20 protein-coding genes are annotated in these 19,773 nt (G+C 70.7%); 11 read left to right on the forward strand and 9 right to left on the reverse strand.

Annotated features, from left to right (window positions below; all coding sequences use genetic code 11):
• Positions 1-7: 7 nt before the first annotated feature.
• The 4 genes from PG878_RS16185 to rsgA all read right to left on the reverse strand — a co-directional run bounded on the left by PG878_RS16185 (position 8) and on the right by rsgA (position 4,841).
• Positions 8-691 (reverse strand): type 1 glutamine amidotransferase domain-containing protein, encoded by a 684-nt coding sequence (locus PG878_RS16185; RefSeq protein ID WP_209030809.1) that lies wholly within the window; start codon positions 689-691, stop codon positions 8-10.
• A gap of 692 nt (positions 692-1,383) precedes the next feature.
• Positions 1,384-2,439 carry a hypothetical protein gene (locus tag PG878_RS16190; protein ID WP_209030808.1) on the reverse strand — a complete coding sequence of 352 codons (1,056 nt, stop codon included), beginning with the start codon at positions 2,437-2,439 and terminating at the stop codon, positions 1,384-1,386.
• A 36-nt stretch (positions 2,440-2,475) separates the two neighbouring features.
• Complete coding sequence (locus tag PG878_RS16195) at positions 2,476-3,720, reverse strand: flavohemoglobin expression-modulating QEGLA motif protein (RefSeq protein WP_209030807.1); 1,245 nt, start codon at positions 3,718-3,720, stop codon at positions 2,476-2,478.
• Between the two features lie 8 nt (positions 3,721-3,728).
• Positions 3,729-4,841: a ribosome small subunit-dependent GTPase A gene (gene rsgA / locus PG878_RS16200; RefSeq protein ID WP_209030806.1), complete on the reverse strand. Its 1,113-nt coding sequence runs from the start codon at positions 4,839-4,841 to the stop codon at positions 3,729-3,731.
• A 213-nt stretch (positions 4,842-5,054) separates the two neighbouring features.
• On the opposite strand from rsgA, the gene PG878_RS16205 reads away from it, so the two are divergent.
• The 4 genes from PG878_RS16205 to PG878_RS16220 all read left to right on the forward strand — a co-directional run bounded on the left by PG878_RS16205 (position 5,055) and on the right by PG878_RS16220 (position 8,256).
• Positions 5,055-6,332, forward strand: a complete 1,278-nt coding sequence (locus PG878_RS16205) for a pyridoxal phosphate-dependent aminotransferase (protein ID WP_017910899.1) — start codon at positions 5,055-5,057, stop codon at positions 6,330-6,332.
• Positions 6,333-6,476: 144 nt separating this feature from the next.
• Positions 6,477-7,118, forward strand: a complete 642-nt coding sequence (locus PG878_RS16210; protein WP_209030805.1) for an SGNH/GDSL hydrolase family protein — start codon at positions 6,477-6,479, stop codon at positions 7,116-7,118.
• 57 nt (positions 7,119-7,175) lie between these two features.
• Positions 7,176-7,847 carry a methyltransferase domain-containing protein gene (locus tag PG878_RS16215; protein WP_209030804.1) on the forward strand — a complete coding sequence of 224 codons (672 nt, stop codon included), beginning with the start codon at positions 7,176-7,178 and terminating at the stop codon, positions 7,845-7,847.
• 70 nt (positions 7,848-7,917) lie between these two features.
• Positions 7,918-8,256, forward strand: coding sequence for a hypothetical protein (locus PG878_RS16220; RefSeq protein WP_209030801.1), 339 nt, complete (start codon positions 7,918-7,920; stop codon positions 8,254-8,256).
• A 74-nt stretch (positions 8,257-8,330) separates the two neighbouring features.
• On the opposite strand, the gene PG878_RS16225 is transcribed toward PG878_RS16220, so the two are convergent.
• Positions 8,331-9,122, reverse strand: a complete 792-nt coding sequence (locus PG878_RS16225; RefSeq protein ID WP_209030800.1) for a polysaccharide deacetylase family protein — start codon at positions 9,120-9,122, stop codon at positions 8,331-8,333.
• Positions 9,123-9,165: 43 nt separating this feature from the next.
• Between PG878_RS16225 and grxD the strand changes: the two genes are divergently transcribed.
• A complete protein-coding gene (gene grxD / locus PG878_RS16230; protein ID WP_209030799.1) occupies positions 9,166-10,092 on the forward strand; it encodes a Grx4 family monothiol glutaredoxin in 927 nt (308 codons plus the stop codon).
• Between the two features lie 338 nt (positions 10,093-10,430).
• On the opposite strand, the gene PG878_RS16235 is transcribed toward grxD, so the two are convergent.
• The gene (locus PG878_RS16235) at positions 10,431-10,976 is read right to left on the reverse strand and encodes a DUF924 family protein (RefSeq protein ID WP_209030798.1); all 546 of its coding nucleotides are present in this window, start codon (positions 10,974-10,976) and stop codon (positions 10,431-10,433) included.
• A gap of 163 nt (positions 10,977-11,139) precedes the next feature.
• On the opposite strand from PG878_RS16235, the gene PG878_RS16240 reads away from it, so the two are divergent.
• From PG878_RS16240 to PG878_RS16250, 3 genes are all read left to right on the forward strand, one after another.
• On the forward strand, positions 11,140-12,540 hold the full coding sequence (locus PG878_RS16240; protein ID WP_209030797.1) for an amidohydrolase: 1,401 nt from the start codon (positions 11,140-11,142) through the stop codon (positions 12,538-12,540).
• Positions 12,537-13,826, forward strand: coding sequence for an amidohydrolase family protein (locus PG878_RS16245; RefSeq protein WP_209030796.1), 1,290 nt, complete (start codon positions 12,537-12,539; stop codon positions 13,824-13,826). Before PG878_RS16240 ends, PG878_RS16245 begins: the two co-directional genes overlap by 4 nt.
• 197 nt (positions 13,827-14,023) lie before the next feature.
• A complete protein-coding gene (locus tag PG878_RS16250; RefSeq protein ID WP_209030795.1) occupies positions 14,024-14,752 on the forward strand; it encodes a hypothetical protein in 729 nt (242 codons plus the stop codon).
• A 34-nt stretch (positions 14,753-14,786) separates the two neighbouring features.
• On the opposite strand, the gene PG878_RS16255 is transcribed toward PG878_RS16250, so the two are convergent.
• Positions 14,787-15,617: a GH12 family glycosyl hydrolase domain-containing protein gene (locus tag PG878_RS16255; RefSeq protein ID WP_209030793.1), complete on the reverse strand. Its 831-nt coding sequence runs from the start codon at positions 15,615-15,617 to the stop codon at positions 14,787-14,789.
• A 314-nt stretch (positions 15,618-15,931) separates the two neighbouring features.
• On the opposite strand from PG878_RS16255, the gene PG878_RS16260 reads away from it, so the two are divergent.
• The 3 genes from PG878_RS16260 to PG878_RS16270 all read left to right on the forward strand — a co-directional run bounded on the left by PG878_RS16260 (position 15,932) and on the right by PG878_RS16270 (position 17,971).
• Complete coding sequence (locus tag PG878_RS16260) at positions 15,932-16,561, forward strand: 2-hydroxychromene-2-carboxylate isomerase (RefSeq protein ID WP_209030791.1); 630 nt, start codon at positions 15,932-15,934, stop codon at positions 16,559-16,561.
• A gap of 47 nt (positions 16,562-16,608) precedes the next feature.
• The gene (locus PG878_RS16265) at positions 16,609-17,550 is read left to right on the forward strand and encodes a DegV family protein (RefSeq protein ID WP_209030790.1); all 942 of its coding nucleotides are present in this window, start codon (positions 16,609-16,611) and stop codon (positions 17,548-17,550) included.
• Between the two features lie 82 nt (positions 17,551-17,632).
• Positions 17,633-17,971 carry a hypothetical protein gene (locus PG878_RS16270; RefSeq protein WP_193314198.1) on the forward strand — a complete coding sequence of 113 codons (339 nt, stop codon included), beginning with the start codon at positions 17,633-17,635 and terminating at the stop codon, positions 17,969-17,971.
• A gap of 60 nt (positions 17,972-18,031) precedes the next feature.
• On the opposite strand, the gene PG878_RS16275 is transcribed toward PG878_RS16270, so the two are convergent.
• On the reverse strand, positions 18,032-18,943 hold the full coding sequence (locus PG878_RS16275; RefSeq protein ID WP_209030788.1) for a DMT family transporter: 912 nt from the start codon (positions 18,941-18,943) through the stop codon (positions 18,032-18,034).
• The gene (locus PG878_RS16280; protein ID WP_209030787.1) at positions 18,940-19,731 is read right to left on the reverse strand and encodes a PhzF family phenazine biosynthesis protein; all 792 of its coding nucleotides are present in this window, start codon (positions 19,729-19,731) and stop codon (positions 18,940-18,942) included. Before PG878_RS16280 ends, PG878_RS16275 begins: the two co-directional genes overlap by 4 nt.
• Between the last annotated feature and the right edge of the window lie 42 nt (positions 19,732-19,773).

The following is a 19,773-nucleotide window of genomic DNA, read 5'->3' on the forward strand; positions in this document are numbered from 1 at the left end:
TGAGCGCTCACTTCCCGCGCAGCATTCCCAGCAACGCATCGGCCGCCGCCTCGGACGAGGCAGGGTTCTGCCCGGTGACCAAACGGCCGTCCTCGACCACGTGCACGCCCCAGTCGGCGACCTTGCTGTACTGGCCGCCCAGGCGCTGCAGTTCGTCCTCGACCAGGAACGGCACCACCTCGGTCAGGCCGACCGCGGCTTCCTCGCCGTTGGTGAAACCGGTGACGCGGCGGCCCTTCACCAGCGGCGTGCCATCGGCCGCGGTCACCCGGCGCAGCACACCCGGTGCATGGCAAACGAAGCCGATCGGCTTGTCGGCGCGTGCGAACGCTTCGATCAGCGCAATGGAGTCGCGGTCTTCGGCCAGATCCCACAGCGGTCCATGGCCGCCCGGATAGAACAGCGCGTCGTAGTCGTCCATGCGCACCGACGCCAAGGTCTGCGTGCTCGCCAGCTGCTGCTGCGCTGCCGGATCGCCCTTGAAGCGATGAGTGGCCGCGGTCTGCGCATCCGGCGCATCGCTCTTCGGGTCCAGCGGCGGTTGCCCGCCCTTTGGCGAGGCCAGGGTGAGTTCGGCGCCGGCATCCTTGAACGTGTAGTACGGCGCGGCGAATTCTTCCAGCCAGAAGCCGGTCTTTTTGCCGGTATCGCCCAGCTGGTCGTGCGACGTCAGTACCATCAGGATCTTCATGCGGGTCTCCTCGTGAGGGGAAATGGTCATACGGGGATAGGCCGGGCGCCGCAGTATCGGCAGCCGCACATTCGCGGCGGGTGAGCGTCACGCGGCACCGTTCAGCAAGCGCCCGATATCGAAAGCCCGTCGATGTCACCCGCTACGATGCCACCCTATCGACCTGCCACCGCGGGTCGACCAGCGCGTACGAGCGATATGACCGGTGCGTGAAACACGACCTGGCCCAGCACGAATCGGCCATCGGCCGCCGATGCCAGCACTCGGATACCGGTGAGGGTTGGCGCCAGCGCTACGCTCCAGGCTTGGATCCAGGTGAGCCGCACGGCGCGCAGCGTCGGCGCGATGCGGGCGATGGTGCGCTCAGTACGAGCGCCACCACGCATCGAACCCGGCATGGTCCGTAGAGCTACACAGCCGATCCAGTAGATTCACGACCTGTACCGCAGTCGGCGATGCAATCGCGACGGCCGCGGCAGCCCCCCACCCCACCGCTGGATCAGCAGGGCCGCCGGCTCGATCTGGAGGGCGTCGAACGCCGAAAAGTATTCTTCGGCCGCGCCTTCCGCCGTCGAAGAACATCCACGCCGGACATGATCGATGCAAGGAAAGCCCGACCATGACACACACCCCTCCGCATCGTCCCTATCGGCCAGCCTTGTCTTGTTCGATAGCGACTCTTGAGCGTGCAATTACTTCTTCACGACGGGATTTTCCGGAAGACTCTGGATGACGTCACCCTTGTCATCAATGAAATCCAGCGATGCCTTTCCGCCGGGCGTGACGGACATGATGATCCTGGGATTTCCGGACTCGTCCGCGAGAATCACCGCAGACGATTTTCCGCGAGTACGCCCGACAAAGAGCCTCTGCGTCTGCTCGCCGCCCGCGTCCTTCCACTGTTTCAACAGCGCATCCTTCTCCGGCCCATTCGGGGCCGCCAGATACTTTTCATACAGCCCTTCGTACTGCTTGGCGAGTCCGCGATCGAACACGGAAAGGCCGGTTTCCATGAAGCCGCCCTCCTCGTAGTGATGCAGGGCGATTTGCTGATCTCCGCCGAACCGATCCATCGAAAGATGCACCCCGCCGCTGGGTTTTCCATCTTTGCCGATACTGCCGTCATAGATGAGCCCGCCAACCTCGTCGCCCACGCCGTTATAGAAGAGCATTCCCGGCATGTTGCTCCTCTCGGTTTTCATCACCTTCCCACCCATCACCGGATCGGGCAGCAAACCGCGGGCGGCCAACACCATGGACCTGGAGCCGTCCTCGTTGACGATAGTGATGCGCTTGACATCGATCTCGGAAAAGACCTGCTTGCTGCCAGCGCTTCGGGCACCCATCAGCATCAGCGTCAAAGGACAGGCAAGCGCCACAGCCGAAAAGATCTTCAGAATGCGATTCTGCCTGCGCAACTGCGCGATGACGCCAGCCGCTCCCACGTTCCCACCCTTGCCTTCCGTCATAGACACGCAAGCCCCCTTATCGGCGATAAATGTGCGACCCAGCATAAGTACCTGATTCTTCTTTCTGCAAGCAAGACGGACACGAGTGAACCCTCTTTCTTGCCACAGAAAATCCGCGGGCTTCTTTTCGTTAGAAAATCCGCGGGCTTCCTTTCGCTTCTTCAAAAAGCCAAACGGCCGGCAGCCCGCAATGCGAGGTTGCGATAGCCACAGGAACAGTGCAGTCGCATTCGACGCTTTCGATCGTCCACGCGGCTGGTCGCCGCGAATGCCGCCCACCTCCTGCAGCGCAGCTCCTTCCTTTCTGGAGCGCCCCTACTCCACCTGATCCATGCGAATCCGGTTGGCGAACAGCGAGAACGCCAGCATCCCGGCCAGGCCGCTGGCGCGCGCCACCCAGGTCGGCAGCCAGCGCGGCGGCGCCAGCACGCCGGACTCGAACAGCGGCGCGAACGCGGCCACGTCCTCCAGCGCCATCTTGCCGGCGAACAGCCAGCGGCACAGCGGCAGGCGGTCGCGCTGCAACGCCTGGCGGAAGAACGTGTGCACCGACACCAGCCCGCGCAGGTACACGGTGTCCTTGGTGAACGCGGCCCCGCCGCTGGTGGGCACGCCGCGGAACACGCGCTGCGCCGAGGAGAAGCTTTCCGCCGGCGATTGCCCCGCTGCGTCGAAGTAGCGGAACACCTCGATGAAGTCGGCGCCGTCGCGGGCCAGCGCGATCGCCTCGATGCGCAGGCTGATCCGTTTCATCCGCTCGATGTCGATGCTGCCGGTGATCTGCTCGGCGAAGGTCGCCAGGCCTTCCTGGGTGGCGGTAGTGCGCGGCGAGGACAGCGCCAGGCTCGGCAACTGCGCCTGTTGCCGGCCGTTGAGCGCGGTCAGCGAATGCACCAGCGCCTCGTGGTGGAACAGTTGCGCGCGGTCGTAGTCGCTGAAGTGCGCGCCGGAGCGCAGGCGGATGCGCTGCGCGCCGGCGGCGGCCTTGGCCAGCAGATCCGGATCCAGTTCCACCGTGATCACCCGCGCGCCGAAGAATTCGTCCAGGTCGCGCTGCAGCAGCAGGCGCAACGCGGTGGCCGACACCGGCACCTGCTCCTCGGCCGAGAACAACTCGCGGTCCAGCTCCTGGGCGATGCGGATGAAATGGCCGGCCGCCTCGCGGGTGGTGGGTCCGTGGCCGGGCATCGGGTCGTCCGGCACCCCGAACAGTTGCGCCGAATACGTGCCCACCGCCGGCGTGCCGAGCGCTTCCAGCAGGGCCGCGGCCAGATCCCAGCTGTGCACCGAGGCCTGCAGGTAGGCGCCGAGCGGATGTGCCGGATCGGCGGCCTCGGCGATCGCCGCCAGCTCGCGACGGGTGTCGGCGAAATCCAGCCTGGGGTAGTCCACCCGCGGCAGTTGCGGATGCCCGCGCGCCACGCTCTCCAGGAACGGCGCCTGCAACGCCACCGGCCAACTGGCCAGGGCCAGCAGGCGGATGCCGCGCACTGCCTTGACCAGCCGCGCATCGAGCGCGGCGTGGTGGCGGATCTCGGCCGGCAGCGCGCGCTTGGCCACGGCCGGCGTCAGCGGCGCAGGGTGCGGGGCGGCGGGCGCTTGCCGCCCGGCTTGCCGCCGCCGGGCTTGCCGCTGCGGCCGGCGGCCGCGTTCTGCGCCTGGCGCTGCGCCAGCTTGCCGGCGGCGCCGGCCACTTCCTCGCGCAGCTTCAGGTAGTTGGCCAGGCGCGCGGCATCGATCTCGCCACGCTCGATCGCCGCCTGCACCGCGCAGCCCGGTTCGGCCAGGTGCGCGCAATCGTTGAAGCGGCACTGCGCCGCCAGCGCCTCGATGTCGGCGAAGGCGCCCTCGGCCAGATCCTCCTCGCCGGTGGGCTTGAGTTCGCGCATGCCCGGGGTGTCGATCAGGCAGGCGCCGGACGGCAGCGGCAGCAGCGCGCGATGGGTGGTGGTGTGGCGGCCGCGCGAATCGGTGGCGCGCACCGCCGCGGTGCGCATCTTCTGCACGCCCAGCAAGGTGTTGGTGAGAGTGGACTTGCCGGCACCGGACGAGCCGACCAGCACCGCGGTCTGCCCCGGCTCCAGCCACGGCCGCAGCGCGGCGACGCTGTCGGCCTCGCGGGCATTGACCGTCAACAGCGGGATCGACTGCGCCGCCAGTTCCTCCAGCACCGCCAGCGCGTCGTCGGCGTACTCGGTGAGGTCGGCCTTGGTCAGCACCACCACCGGCGCCGCCCCGCCGCCGCCCACCAGCAGCAGATAGCGCTCGATCCGCCGCGGATTGAAGTCCGCATCCAGGCCGCAGACGATGAACACCGTATCGATGTTGGCCGCGATCACCTGCTGGTGGTAGTGCTCGCCGGCGGCGCCGCGCTTGATCGCGGTGCGCCGCGGCAGCAAGGCGACGATGCGCGTGTCCTCCAGCAGCACCCAGTCACCGACCGCGGCGCGTTCGTGGCTGGGAAAGCGCGGCCGCTGCCAGTCCGGCAGCGACTCGACCTTGAACCCGGTATCCACCGCGTCGGCCACCACGTAGCCGGTGCGGTGCTGCTCCACCACCCGCGCCGGCCGCGCCTGCGGATGCGTCTCGAACAGCGCGCGCCAGGCCGGCTCCTCGGGCATTCCGGGCCAGGGCCAGCCGATGGGGCGCAACGCGTCGAAGTCGATCGGAGAAGAGGTCATGCGCGGATTCTAGAGGCTGCGCCATGCCCTGAGGTGAGTGCAGTCCGGCCGCGGGGCGACGTGCGGGCATGCCTGGCACCGCTCGCCGCGCCCATCGCAGTGTCGAGCGCGGAGGCCAACCGCCATGGACGTCCCGCCACCGTGGCGCCCCCGCCCCGCCGCGGTGTCACATTTCCGCTACCATGCAGGTCCCACGCCCCACCGGCCAATGCGATGCCCACCCTGCCGATCAAGCCGCTCGCGATCCGCGAACGCCTGTCCGAAGTCCGCTACGAGATCCGCGGCGAACTGGCACGGCGAGCCCGCGAGCTGGAGGCCCAGGGACGCAAGCTGATCAAGCTCAACATCGGCAATCCCGGCGCGTTCGGCTTCCGTGCGCCCGAGCACCTGCAGCGTGCGATCGCCGACGACATGGGCCGCACCGATCCCTACACCCACCAGCAGGGCCTGCCGGAGGCGCGCGAGGCGATCGCCGCGGCCTACGCCCGGCGCCAGCATCCGGACGCGCACCCGGACCGCATCTTCGTCGGCAACGGCGTCAGCGAGCTGATCGACCTGTCGCTGCGCGCGCTGCTCAACCCCGGCGATGAAGTGCTGGTGCCCTCGCCCGACTACCCGCTGTGGTCGGCCGCCACCATCCTCAACGACGGCCGCCCGGTGTACTACCGCTGCGCGCCAGAGAACGGCTTCCAGCCCGATCCGGTGGAGATCGAGACGCTGGTGTCCTCGCGCACCCGCGCCATCGTGCTGATCAACCCGAACAACCCCAGCGGCGCCAGCTACTCGCGCGCGCTGCTGGAGAAGATCGTCGCCATCGCGGTCAAGCACAACCTGCTGCTGATGGTCGACGAGATCTACGACCAGGTGCTGTACGACGACGCGGAATTCGTGTCGGTGGCGCCACTGGCCGGCGCGCATCCGTGCATCAGCTTCGGCGGCCTGAGCAAGGTGCACCGCGCCTGCGGCTGGCGCGTGGGCTGGGCGCTGCTGTCCGGCGATGCCGAGCGCGTCGGCGATTTCCGCAACGCCATGGACCTGCTCGGCGCGCTGCGCCTGTGCGCCAACGTCCCCGGCCAGTTCGCGATCGACGCCGCGGTCAACGGCCCGGACACGATTTCGCCGCTGTGCGCCCCGGGTGGACGCCTGTACGAAACGCGCCGCGCGGTGCTCGAGGCCTGCGCCGCCAGCGAGCACCTGTCGCTGGTGCAGCCGGCCGGCGCGCTGTACGCGTTCCCGGCGGTGGTCGGCGCCGCCGCGCGCGGCTTCGACGACCACGCCTTCGCCCTGGAGCTGATGGAACAGGAAGGCGTGCTGGTGGTGCCAGGCTCCAGCTTCAACGTGCCCTACCGACACCATTTCCGCGTCACCCTGCTGCCGGAGGCGGCGACGATGCGCGAGGTGTTCGCGCGCATCGACCGCGTCCTGGCGCGTCGCGCCGAGGACGCCACCAAGGTGGTGCCGCTGAAGCCGCGTGCGGCTGTGGGGCGGTGAGTGGGGAATCGGGAATGGGGAATGGGGAATGGGGAATGGGGAATGGGGAATGGGGAATGGGGAATGGGGAATGGGGAATGGGCAAAGCGTGCCGGTCGGCGCGGCTGAGCGCATGAGCCACCACGGCCCAACGGTCGCGGTGCGATGAGCGCATCCATTTCAGCGCCCCTGCACCACCCGCCGCTGCGCTACCTCGCGCTGGGCGATTCCTACAGCATCGGCGAAGGCGTGGACGCCGACGGACGCTGGCCGATGCAGCTGGCGGCGGCGTTGCGCCGCGACGGCATCGCGCTGGCCGATCCGCAGATCGTCGCCACCACCGGCTGGACCACCGACGAACTGGATGCCGGCATCGACGCGGCGGCCCCGCAGGGACCGTTCGACCTGGTGACGCTGCTGATCGGCGTCAACAACCAGTACCGCGGTTACCCGCTCGACGACTACCGCGCGCAGTTCGATGCCCTGTTGCAGCGCGCGATCGGCTTCGCCGACGCGCGGCCGCAGCGGGTGCTGGCGGTGTCGATTCCGGACTGGGGCGTGACCGCCTTCGCACAGCCGCCCGCACACGACCCGCCACGCATCGCCGTGCAGATCGACGCCTTCAACGCCGCCGCGCAGGCCTGCTGCGCCGCGCGCGCGGTGCGTTTCGTCGACATCACCGGCTGCAGCCGCGACGGCGGCGGCGATCCGGCGATGCTGGCCGCCGACGGGCTGCATCCGTCGGCGGCGATGTATGCGCGCTGGACCGCCGTGCTGTTGCCGGCGGCACGCGATGCGTTAGCCTAGCTGGCGTACGCCCGCTGCCAAGGACCGACATTGCGCGACGCCAGCACCACCCAGCCCATGACCCGCCCGCAGGCCCTGGCCATCGCCCGCGCCTTCCTGCCCACGCATCCGCTGGGCAACCGCTACGATTACTACTACACGCGCACCAAGCTGCGCACCGACCCGCTGTATCCCGGCGTGCTCGCCGCCCTGCGCGGCACCGACGCGCCGGTGCTGGACCTGGGCTGCGGGCTGGGCCTGCTCGCGCACGCGCTGCGCGCCGACGGCCAGCGCCAGCGCTACCACGGCGTGGACATCGACGCGGCCAAGATCCGCCGCGCCAGCGCCATCGCCGCGCGCAACGGGCTGCAGGACACGCATTTCGCGGTGGTCGACCTGGGCCAGTCCTGGCCCGAGCACCACGGCAGCGTCGCGATCCTGGACGTGCTGCAGTACCTGGACCGCGACATGCAGTCCAACCTGATCCGCAGCGTGGCGCGCATGCTCACCCCGGGCGCCAAGCTGGTGATCCGCAGCGGCCTGGGCGATGCCAGCGGCCGCGGCCGCACCAGCCGCATCACCGACGTGCTCGCGCACCTGGCCGGCTGGATGCAGGAGTTGCCCAAGGCCTACCCCACCCGCGACAGCCTGCAGGCCCAGCTCGACGCCGCCGGCCTGCGCGCCAGCTTCGCGCCGTTGTACGGCAACACGCCGTTCAACAACTGGCTGATCGTGGCGGAGCCGCGTTGAGGCGGGTGCAAGACAGGCGCTTACGCAGCGGCCGAGTCGGCTGCGCCGACCCGCACCCGGATGGCCGCGCATGACCACACCCGCGCCACGGCCACGCTCCGGCCTGGGCATCGCGTCCCTGGCGACCAGCCTGCTCAGCGCGTTCTTGCTGCTCGCGGCGCTGTTGCTCAACACCTTCTTCGTGATCCCGACATTCGCCGCTGGCCCGCACGCGCCGATGTCGCTGCTGCTCGGCCTGCTGGCCCTGTTCACCGCCATCGCGCAGGTCTGCGCCATCGCGCTGGGCATCGGCAACTGCCTGCAGCCTGGCCGCAGCAAGCAGTACGGCATCCTCGGCCTGTTGTGCGCCCTGCTCACCCTCGGTGCGATGGCGGCGCTGATGGCCTACGGCATGACGCGGCCGGGCTGATTCAGGCGCCGAGCGAACCGATCGGCGCGTGCCGTGCATGACGCCATACCCCGGCCCCACGACGCACATCCGTTTCAGTCCGGCAGCACCGCCTGCAGCCCGCGCGCCTGCAACGCCTGCAACACGCCCTCCACGATCGCCGGGTTGTGCCCATGCGCCGCGCCCTCGTGCAGCAGCACGATGGCGCCGGGGCGCAGGTCGCGGGCGATGCGCGCGACGGTGATCGCGGGATCGCAACGCACGCCATCGAAGCCGCGCGCACTCCAGGCCACCCGGGTGAGGCCATGCCGGCGCAACGGTGCGGCGACGAAGGGATTGGTCATGCCCACCACCGAGCGGTACCAGCGCGGTGCGGTGCCGGCGATCGCGGCCAGGGTCTGCTGCGCCTGGCCGATTTCCCGGGCCATGCGCCGCGGCCCCAGCGCCCAGAACCACGCCTGCGGATGGTGCTGGCTGTGGTTGCCGATGCCGTGGCCGCGGCGCAGGATCTCGCGCACCAGCTGCGGGCGCGCGGCGGCGCGGGCGCCGACCAGGAAGAAGGTGGCCTTGGCCTGGTGGCGGTCGAGCAGGTCCAGGATTGCCGCGGTGTCGTCGGAGGGGCCGTCGTCGATGGTCAGCCACACCCGCGGCGCGTTGCCGGGCAGGCGGTCCAGCACCGGCGCATACAGCCGCGCCCGCGGCAGGAACACCGGCAGCACCAGCGCCGCGTGCGACAGCAGCAGCGCCGGCAGGCCGACCTGCCAGCCATACGCCCACCACAGCGCCGCCACCAGCGCCTGCGAGGCCAGCGCCCAGGGCAGCCAGCGGTACGGGTGGCGCGGGATGCGATGCAGCGTTTCCGGAACTGTCATGCCCCATGATGCCATGCGGCGTAGAATGACCGGTCCGACTCTGCGACGACTGCCTGCCATGTCCCTCGACCCCGCCCTGCGCTCCCGTATCGAAACGCTGCTCAGCTCCAACCGCGTCGTGCTGTTCATGAAAGGCCAGCCGGGCATGCCGCAGTGCGGGTTCTCCGCCAAGGCGGTGGGCGCGCTGAACGAACTCGGCGTCGACTTCGCCCACGTCAACGTGCTGGCCGACCAGGACATCCGCGAGGGCATCAAGGTCTACGGCGACTGGCCGACCATCCCGCAGCTGTACGTGGACGGCGAGCTGATCGGCGGCAGCGACATCATCCTGCAGATGGCCGGCAGCGGCGAACTGAGCGAACTGCTCGGCGTGGCCGCGCCGGACCGCACCCCGCCGTCGATCACCATCACCGATGCCGCCGCCGAGATGCTGCGCGGCGCGCTGGCCGACGCCCCGGGCGCGAGCCTGGCGCTGGCGATCGACGCGCAGTTCCAGCCGAACTTCCAGCTGGCGCCGACCGATCCCAACGCCATCGCCGCCGAATCCAACGGCCTGCGCGTGCAGTTCGACCTGGGCAGCGCGCGCCGCGCCGACGGCATCACCATCGACTGGGTGGACGACATCCGCGGCCGCGGCCTGGCGATCGACAATCCCAATGCGCCCAAGCCGGTGCAGGACCTCAGCCCGCGCGACGCCGACGACCAGGTGCGCGCCGGCAGCCTGCTGCTGGTGGACGTGCGCCCGCCGGAAGAGCGCGCGGTGGCGGCGGTCAACGTGCCGTTCCGCACCCTCGACGGCGAGCAGCGCGCGCAACTGGAAGCGCTGCCGAAGGACACCGCCCTGGCCTTCCTGTGCCACCGCGGCGGCCGCAGCGCGCAGGCGGCCGAGCACTTCCGTTCGCTGGGCTTCACCAACGTGCACAACGTGGTCGGCGGCATCGACGCCTGGACCGACCAGGTCGACGGCAGCGTGCCGAAGTACTGAGTCACGCACCGCGTTGTTTGCGTCCCCTGCGGACGCGCCGAAAGGGCGATCGAACGATCGCCCTTTTTTGTGCCCGCGCGCCGCGATCGCCATAGCGCGCAACCGCGCAACCGCGTAGGAGCGGCTTCAGCCGCGACCGGGCGTTCCCGGCAAGGCCCGGTCGCGGCTGAAGCCGCTCCTACCCTGGGCACAACCGCTTGGCGTCCTGCGCACCTGCCGGCGGCAGCATGAAGTCCCGCAATCTCCTGTGGGAGGGACTTCAGTCCCGACTGCAACGACATCCGATGCGCCAGTGGCGTCGCTGCCATGCAGCAGCGAACGCGCAGGTACCGCCTCCCTCAACCAGCGAACCCACCCGCCTCCAGGAACGCCTGCTCCTCCGCCGTGGTCGTGCGCCCCAGCGCCGCATTGCGGTGCGGGAAGCGGCCGAAGCGCTGGATCACGTCTTCGTGCACCACCGCCCACTGCAGCGACTCGGCATCGCCGAGCGCGCTGAACAGCTCCACCGCCTGGCGCTGCCGCGCCGCGTCCTCGGCATGCGTGTAGGGCAGATAGAAGAACATCCGCAGCTCCGCGTCGGTCTGCTGGTCGAAGCCGGCCGCCAGCGCCTGGTCGGCGTAGCGGCAGGCCAGGCCGTCGGTGGCGAAGGCGTGCGCGCTGCCGCGGAACACGTTGCGCGGCACCTGGTCGAGCAACAGCAGCAGCGCCAGCGCGCCCTCGGCGTCGGCCAGCCAGTCGCCGCGTTCGCCGCGCGCGGCGGCGTGGTGCGCTTCCAGCAGGTGCTGGCGCACATTGGCGTCGAAGGAGTCGTTGGCGGCGAACCAGCGTTCGCGGCCGGCGCTGCGCCAGAAGTCCACGACGGTGCGCGCGGGGGTGTCGGTCATCGCAGTTTCCATGGGCGGCAATCGGCCTGGATAGCAGGTTCCGCGTCGCGATCCGGTGCAGCCCGCCGCGCCGATGCCGCACCCGCACTTGGCAAGCGCGCCGGCTCGGGCTAGCGTGCGGGCACGGCCGCAAGGGCCGCGTCCATCTTCCGGGGAAAATTCGATGCGTCATCTGTTGCTCGCCTGCCTGGGCGTGGCGTTGTGCGGCCCTGCCGCTGCCGCCTCGCGTTTCGTCGACGATCCCTATCCCAGCACCTACCGCGCGCTGCCGTCGGTGCCGGTGCTGATCGAACACGCCACCGTGCTCACCGGCACCGGCGAGCGCCTGGACGATGCCGACGTGCTGCTGCAGGACGGCCGCGTGCAGGCAGTCGGCCGCGCGCTGGCCGCGCCGGCCAACGCCACCCGCATCGACGGCCACGGCAAGTGGGTCACGCCCGGCATCATCGACGTGCACTCGCACCTGGGCGTCTACCCCAGCCCGGGCGTCAGCGCGCACAGCGACGGCAACGAGGCGACCGCGCCGGTGACCCCGAACGTGTGGGCCGAGCATTCGATCTGGCCGCAGGATCCCGGCTTCGGCACCGCGCTGGCCGGCGGCGTCACCGCGCTGCAGGTGCTGCCCGGCTCGGCCAACCTGGTCGGCGGCCGCGGCGTCACCCTCAAGAACGTGCCGGCCACCACCTACCAGGCGATGAAGTTCCCCGGCGCGCCGTGGGGCCTGAAGATGGCCTGCGGCGAGAACCCCAAGCGCGTGTACGGCGAGAAGGGCGGCCCGTCCACGCGCATGGGCAACGTCGCCGGCTACCGCGCCGCCTTCATCGACGCCAGCGAATACCTGCGCAAGAACGCGCCGAAGCAGAAGAGCCCGCCCAAGCGCCACTGGTGGAGCCGCGGCAACGGCGACAACGACAGCAGCGGCGACAGCGGCGGCAAGCGCGACCTGAAGCTGGACACCCTGGCCGGCGCCATCAACGGCGACATCCGCGTGCACATCCACTGCTACCGCGCCGACGAAATGACCACCATGCTCGACCTGGCCAAGGAGTTCGGCTTCAAGATCGCCGCCTTCCACCATGGCGTGGAGGCCTACAAGATCGCCGACCGCCTGGCCCAGGAGAACGTCTGCGGCGCGCTGTGGGCCGACTGGTGGGGCTTCAAGATGGAGGCCTTCGACGGCATCCAGGAGAACATCGCCCTGGTCGATCGTCCCGCCAACGGCTGCGCCATCGTGCACTCGGATTCGGAGGAAGGCATCCAGCGGCTCAACCAGGAAGCGGCCAAGGCGATGGCCGCCGGCCGCCGCGCCGGCATGGACATCCCGCCCGAGCGCGCGATCCGCTGGCTGACCAGCAATCCGGCCAAGGCGCTGGGCATCGACAAGCAGACCGGCTCGCTGGAGCCGGGCAAGATGGCCGACGTGGTGCTGTGGAACGGCAATCCCTTCAGCTCCTACGCCCTGGCCGACAAGGTCTACATCGACGGCGCGCAGGTCTACGACCGTGCCGACCGCCGTCTGCAACCGACGTCCGATTTCATGCTCGGCCAGGAGGCTGCCCGATGAGCCGCGCCCTACCCTCGCCCCACCGCCTGGCGCAGCGCCTGGCCCTGGCCGCCTGCCTGCTGCTGGGGAGCGCGCCCGGGTTCGCCCAGGACGTGCTGATCCGCGGCGCCACCGTGCACACCGCCAGCGCCCGCGGCACCCTCGCCAATGCCGACGTACTGGTCCAGGGCGGGGTGATCCGCGCGGTCGGTCCCGGCCTGAGCGCGCCGGCCGGCGTCGCCGTGGTCGAGGCCAAGGGCCGGCCGCTGACCCCGGCGCTGTTCGGCGGCATCACCGAGATCGGCATCGAGGAGGTCTCCGGCGAGGCCTCCACCGTGGACAGCACCCTCACCCTGCCGCACGACCAGCCGATGCGTCCGGAGTTCGACGTGACCCTGGCCTACAACCCCGCATCGGTGCTGATCCCGGTCGCACGGGTGGAAGGCATCGGCTTCACCGCGCTCGGCGCCAACACCGGCGGCGCCTTCGTCGCCGGCCAGGGCGCGGTGATGCGCCTGGACGGCGGCGCCGATCCGATCGGCCCGCGCGCGCTGTACCTGCACCTGGGCAGCGATGCGCTGGAACTGAGCGGCAAGTCGCGTGCGGCGCAGTGGATGCTGCTCGACCAACTGGTGGCCGAAGCGCGCGGGCGCATGCCCGCCGACTCGCCGCACGCGCTGCTCACGCCGGCCGGACGCGCGGTGCTGGCGCGCTACCTCGCCGGCCAGGGCCGCATCGTGGTCACGGTGAACCGCGCGGCCGACATCCGCCAGTTGCTGCGCTGGGCACAGCGCGAGAAGGTGCGCATCGCCATCGCCGGCGGCGACGAGGCCTGGAAGCTGGCGCCGGAACTGGCGAAGGCGCAGGTACCGGTGTTCGTCAATGCGCTGGACGACCTGCCGGCCAGCTTCGACCAGATCGGCGCCACCCTGGAGAACGCCGCGCGCCTCAACGCGGCCGGCGTGGCGGTGAGCTTCACCCAGGGCGGCGACGGCGCGCACAACGCGCGCAAGCAGCGGCAACTGGCCGGCAACGCGGTCGCGCACGGGCTGCCGTGGGACGCCGCCCTGGCCGGCCTGACCCGGGTCCCGGCCGAGGCCTTCGGTGTGGGCGACCGCCTGGGCAGCATCGCCCCGGGCAAGCTCGCCGACCTGGTGCTGTGGGAAGGCGATCCGCTGGACGTGGCGCACTACGCCGAGCAGGTCTGGCTGGGCGGCCGCGCCATTCCGATGCGCTCGCGGCAGACCGAACTGCGCGACCGCTACATGCAGCAGAACGGCGCGCTGCCGAAGGCGTACACGCACTAGCCTCGCCGAGACGCGAAGACGGCAGCGTGCAGACGCTGCCGTCCCGCCGAGGTGCCGATCTGCGGTTCGGCGTGGACGCGCACGGGCAGCGTGCAATTGCGCGCGCCGTGAGGCGCTGCGGGCAGACACGCCACACGCTCCGGCGAGGACGTCGCGACGCTGCTACGCTGCGCCCCTGGCCCGACGGAGACGCCCCGATGCGCGGTTCGCTGTCCCTCCTGCGCCTGCTGCCGCTGGCGCTGCTGATGGTCGCCAACGGCGCCGGCGCCGCGCCGCCCACGCCCGGCGTCTATCTCGCCGATGGCGGCGACCGCCTCGACGTGGCGCGCGACGCCGACGGCCTGGGCTTCTCGCTCGACGTCACCGGCGCCAACGGCCATACCTGTGCGCTGGACGGCACGCTGCAGGGCGAACTCGGCTTCACCCGCGCGCACGACGACGATCCCGCGTCCCTGTGCCGCACCCGCTTGCACGCCGAGGGCGACGCCATCCGGGTCGAGGCGCTCACCCCCGACACCTGCCACGACTACTGCGGCGCACGCGCCTGGTTCGAAGGCGACTACCGACGCGCCGCCCCGGCCTGCGTGCCCGAGGCGGCGGAGGCCACGCGCGCGCGCTTCCTGCGCCAGTACCAGGCCAAGGACTACGCCAACGCCGACCGCACCCTGGCGGCGCTGCTGGACGGCTGCGGCAAGACCCTGTTCTGGCTGGACGCCGCGCAGGTCCGCACCGATCTGGCGCTGACCCAGTACCACCTGGGCGACCGCGCCGCTTGCCTGCACACGCTGGCACCGGTGCTGGAACGCGCCGGCAGCGATGCCGAGGACGTGCGCAACCGCCTGCCGCCCAGCGATGCCGACGGGTTCCTGCCGATCGCCCGCGCCGCCTGGCACAACGCGGCACTGTGCAAGGCGCCGCCGCGCTGAGCCAGGCGGGCACGACGGCGCCCGTGCGGCGCCGTCAGTTGGCGCCGATGTTGGCCTGGATCCAGGCCCAGCCGTTGCCGCGCACCACCTCGAAGCCGGCCTCGACCACGTGCAGGTACATCGCGTTGCTGAAGCGTCCGTCCTGCGCGCGGTGCGTGTGCAGCCAGCTCAGGAACGGCTTGATGTCGATGTTGAGATTGCCGTTGCTCGGCAGGGTCGGCTGGCCGGCGGTGTTGTGCGGAATGAAGGTGTAGACGTAGTAGCCGGCGGCGCTGTTCATGCCTTCCCACAGATCGAAGGTATAGCCGCCGGCGCTGATGACGTTGCTGGCGGTGAGCCTGCCGATCGGATAGGAGTTGTGGCCGCCCCAGATCATCACTTCGGCCTGCGGAATCGCGCTGGAGGACACCGTGCTGTCCCAGCGGAAGAACAGGTCGTAGGCGAAATCGCCGGCCAGGTTGCTGCCGCCGGACGAGTACGCGAAGGTGGCCGGCAAGGACCGCAGCGCCGAGACCTGCCGCGGGAAGGTGCGGTCGGCGGTGGGATTGAAGCCGTAGTGCGAGCCGCGCAGGATCGCCGGATAGCCGTACAGGCTGGCGTTGGGGAAATTGAAGGTCACGGTCATGCTCGGCGTGCTGCCGCTGTGGAACGTGCCCTGGATGACGTTGTTGGGATCGTTGAAGTTGTTCACCCAGGCGTACTGGTTGCCGTACACCTGGTAGGGACCGGCCAGCGCCAGCGGCGTAACGGCGAACAGGGCGGCGGCGAACAGCGCGCGCAGAGCGCGGGTCCGGCCGCGCGGCGACCCGACGGCGGTGGCGGGAAGCCGCGGCGAAGCGGCGGAAACGGGAGCGGAAGCGTGCATGGCGGTCTCTCCTGAGCGTGCAGGGGCAGCGAAGCTGCTGCCGCGGCGGACGCTAGCAAGGCGCGCGCGCCGCGAGCTATGACAAGACCCGCGCGCGCCATGCGCCAGCGCAATAGCGCTACCGCGATCCAGGCCGCGGCCGCGCGGTGCTTCACAGATATCGCGAGCCGGCGAGATTTTCGCCAAGGCATCGTCTACGCAGCGCGGTCGACGCCACACCCAAGCCGCCCCCACATCCCGCACTGCACCATGCGCAGCGAGTCGCAGTGGGCACGACGCCGCGATAAGCTGATGGGTCATTGCGGAGAAGCACGATGACATTGCGCTGGTACTTCGATTTCATCTCGCCGTTTTCCTATCTGCACTGGCAGCAGGTGAAAACGCTTCCGGAGTTCGACCGGATCCAGCCGGTGCCGATCGTGTTCGGCGCGGTGCTGGCGCACCTGCAGGCGCGCGGGCCGGCCGAGGTGCCGCACAAGCGCGAGTTCACCTACCGCTTCGTGCAATGGCAGGCGCAGCAGCAGGGCGTGCCGCTGCGTTTCCCGCCGGCGCATCCGTTCAACCCGCTGACCGCGCTGCGCCTGTGCGTCGCCGCCGGCACCACGGCGCAGGCCATCGATGCGCTCTTCGACTGGCTGTGGCGCGATGGTCACGCCGGCGACGACGCCGCGGCGCTGGCGCCGGTCGGCCAGGCGCTGGGCATCGCCGACGTGGCCGCGGCCACCGCCGATGCGCAGGTCAAGGCGCAGCTGCGCGCCAACACCGAGCAGGCGCTGGCGGCCGGCGTGTTCGGCGTGCCGACCCTGCAGATCGACGACACCCTGCTGTGGGGCAACGACGCGCACGCGCTGATGCGGGCGGTGCTGGCCGATCCGCAGCTGCTGCAACGCGGCGAGATGGCACGCCTGGCGACGCTGCCGGCCGCCGTGCAGCGGGGCGCCTGAGTGGCCGCCATGTTCATCGACATTTCCCCGTACTGGAGCTTCAGCGGATGCGTATCGGCATCGTCGTAGATTCCGCCTGCGATCTGCCGCAGGACTACATCGCGCAACACGACCTGGTGGTCCTGCCGATCAGCGTGCGCCTCGGCGGCACCGTGCTGGCCGATCGCCGCGACGAAGCGGCGACGCTGGAATTCCTGCACGCGCAGGTCAGCGCGCACGGCGCCGAGGCCGAGACCGTGCCGTACAGCGTGGCGCAGATCCGCGAGCTGTTCCTGGGCCGGCTGGTCATCGACTACGACCACGTGTTCTGCCTGACCATCGCCAAGACCCGCAGCCCGATCCACGACCACGCGCAGCAGGCCGGTTTCGCCATCCTCAACGACTACAAGCCGATCCGCCAGGCCGCCGGTCACGCCTCGCCGTTCGCGCTGCGGGTGATCGACACCCAGAACCTGTTCGCCGCGCAGGCGGTGATCGCCGTCGAGGCGGTGCGCTTGCGCGCCGACGGCGCCGGCGTGCAGGCCATCCGCGAGCGGCTGGAGACGCTGGCCGAGCACACCCAGGGCTACATGATCGCGCGCGACCTGTACTACCTGCGCAGCCGCGCGCGCAGCAAGGGCGACCGCAGCGTCGGCCTGCTCAGCGCCGCGCTCGGCTCGGCCCTGGACATCAAGCCGGTGCTGCACTGCCACCGCGGCGAGACCGCGCCGGTGGCCAAGCTCAAGGGCTTCGACCACGCCGTGCAGACCCTGTTCGGCCTGGCCGCCAAGCGCGTGGCCGCCGGCCTGATGACGCCCACGCTGTGCCTGAGCTATGGCGGCGAACTGGCGGAACTGCGCGCCCTGCCCGGCTACGCGGCGCTGCGCCAGGCCTGCGACGGCCACGGCGTGGCGCTGCAGGAAAGCGTGATGAGCCTGACCGGCATGGTCAACGTCGGCAAGGGTGCGCTGGTGCTGGGCTTCGCCGGCGACGCGCTGCGCTTTGGCTGATCCGTCCGCGGGCCGCGTCGACGGCGGCGCGGCGCCGGCTCTGCTAGGCTCCGCCGCTTCGTACCGCCCACAAGAGATGCCCATGGCCGTGACCTACTCGATCAGCCTGCCCGATCCCGCCCGTGCCCGCGGCAGCCAGCCGTCGCTGAGCTTCACCGCGCACGGCGCCGACGCCTTCGCCGAACAACTGCAGGCCGCGCTGAGCGACCCGGCCTGGTTCGAGCGCTGGCGCGCGCTGCAGCCGGAGCCGGACGAGGTCGATCCGGCCCTGGGCGTGACCGATCCGGCGGCACGGGTGACCGGCCGCCAGGACGATCTGCGCATCGACCTGTCCGCCACCACCAGCATCCCCGGCGACATCCTCAAGCAGCGCCTGCGCCTGCTCGCCGGCAGCGGCTGGGAACTGCGCGACGTGCGCTGAACCGCGCGCCCAGGCCACCGCACTGCGGTGGCCGACGCGCCCAAGCGGAGCCGTGCCACGCTACGACACGGCCACCGCGCGGCGCGGCCAGGACCAGCGCAGATTGACCGCCAGCGTGCCCAGCACGATCAGCGCCAGGCCCAGCCACTGCACCGGCACCAGCCGGTGGCCGTACAGCAGGTAGTCCAGCAGCAGCGTCACCAGCGGGTAGACGAAGGCGACCACCGCGATCGCCGCCACGTGCAGGTGCCGGTAGGCGCTGTAGAACAGCACGTACACCACGCCGCTGTGGATCACGCCCAGGCCGACCAGCCACAACCAGTGCCGCCCGGGATGCAGCGCGGCGCTGCTGGAGAAGCCGGCCAGCATCGCCGCACCGACCCAGCACTGCACCGTCACCACCGCCAGCGGCCGCTCGCGGCTGATCCGCCGCGACATCAGCAACGAGGCGCCGCACAGCAACGCACCCAGCAGCGTCAACGCGATCCCGCCCAGGTAGCCGCGGTCGGCGCTGGACCACAGCCGCAGCGGATCGGCCGAACAGGCCACGCCGACGAAGGCCAGCAGCGTCCAGCCCAGGTCGGCACGGCGGCTGCGCTCGCCCTGCAGCAACGCCGCCAGGATCAGCATGACGAACGGGAACACGTGGTAGACCATGGTCGCCACGCCGATCGACGAGCGCGCCATGCCGGCGAACAGCGCCACCCAGTTGAGCACCAGCAGCACGCCGCTGAGCGCGGCATCGCGCAGCAGCGCGCGCTCGCGCCACAGACCGCGCAACTGCCCGCCGAGCAGGCCGCACACGGTCAGGAACAGCGCGCCGAACAGGCAGCGGTAGAACACCGCGGTCACCGGATCCTGGCCGCTCTCGTGCACGAACACGCCGACCGAGCCGATCAGCACCTCGGCCAGCAGCAGTTGCCACAGCGCGCGTCGTGACGCGCCCGCGGGCGCCGCGTGCACCGCGCTCACAGCGCGATCGTCCCGTGCAGGTACTGCACCGCTGCGCCGCGCACCTGCACGTGGTCCGGCAACACCCGGCACTCCAGTTCGCCGCCGCGCGCCGAGGCCTGCCACGCGCGCAACGCCTGCTTGCCCAGGCGCTGCGCCCACAGCGGCGCCAGCGCGGCATGGATCGAGCCGGTCACCGGATCCTCGGCACCGCCGTTGGCCGGCCAGAAGTAGCGCGAGACGAAATCGTGCTCTCGCCCGGGCGCGGTGACCGCGACATCGCGCGGCGCCAGCGCCAGCATCCGCGCCAGGTCCGGCACCACCGCCCGCACCTGGGCTTCGTCCGCGTACACGGCGATGTAGGCCTGGTCGTTGCGGTATGCCGCCTGCGGCGCGATCGACAGCGTCTGCGCGAGTTCCTGCGGCACCGTCGCCAACGCCGTCGGCGCCTGGTTCGGGAAACGCAGGACGAAGCGCCCATCGGCCTCGCGGTCCACCCCCAGTTCGCCGACCGCCGCGGCGCGGAACCGCAACGGCAGCGGCGCCAGGCCCTGGGTGGCGACGACGAAGGCGCTGGCCAGGGTGGCATGGCCGCAGAACCCCACTTCGCGCAGCGGCGAGAACCAGCGGATCGCGAACGCGCCATCGGCCTCGGGCACGAAGAACGCGGTCTCCGACAGATTGTTCTCGCTGGCGATGGCCTGCATCAGCGCGTCCGGCAACCACGCCTGCAGCGGCACCACCGCGGCCGGGTTGCCGCGGAACCGCACGGTGGTGAACGCATCGACGATGAACAGCGGCAGCTGCAAGCGCGGCCTCGGGAGTGGGGAAGGACGCGGCCAGTGTGCGCC

It is taken from the genome of Xanthomonas hawaiiensis, assembly GCF_031834635.1.
Classification (GTDB): Bacteria; Pseudomonadota; Gammaproteobacteria; order Xanthomonadales; family Xanthomonadaceae; genus Xanthomonas_A; species Xanthomonas_A sacchari.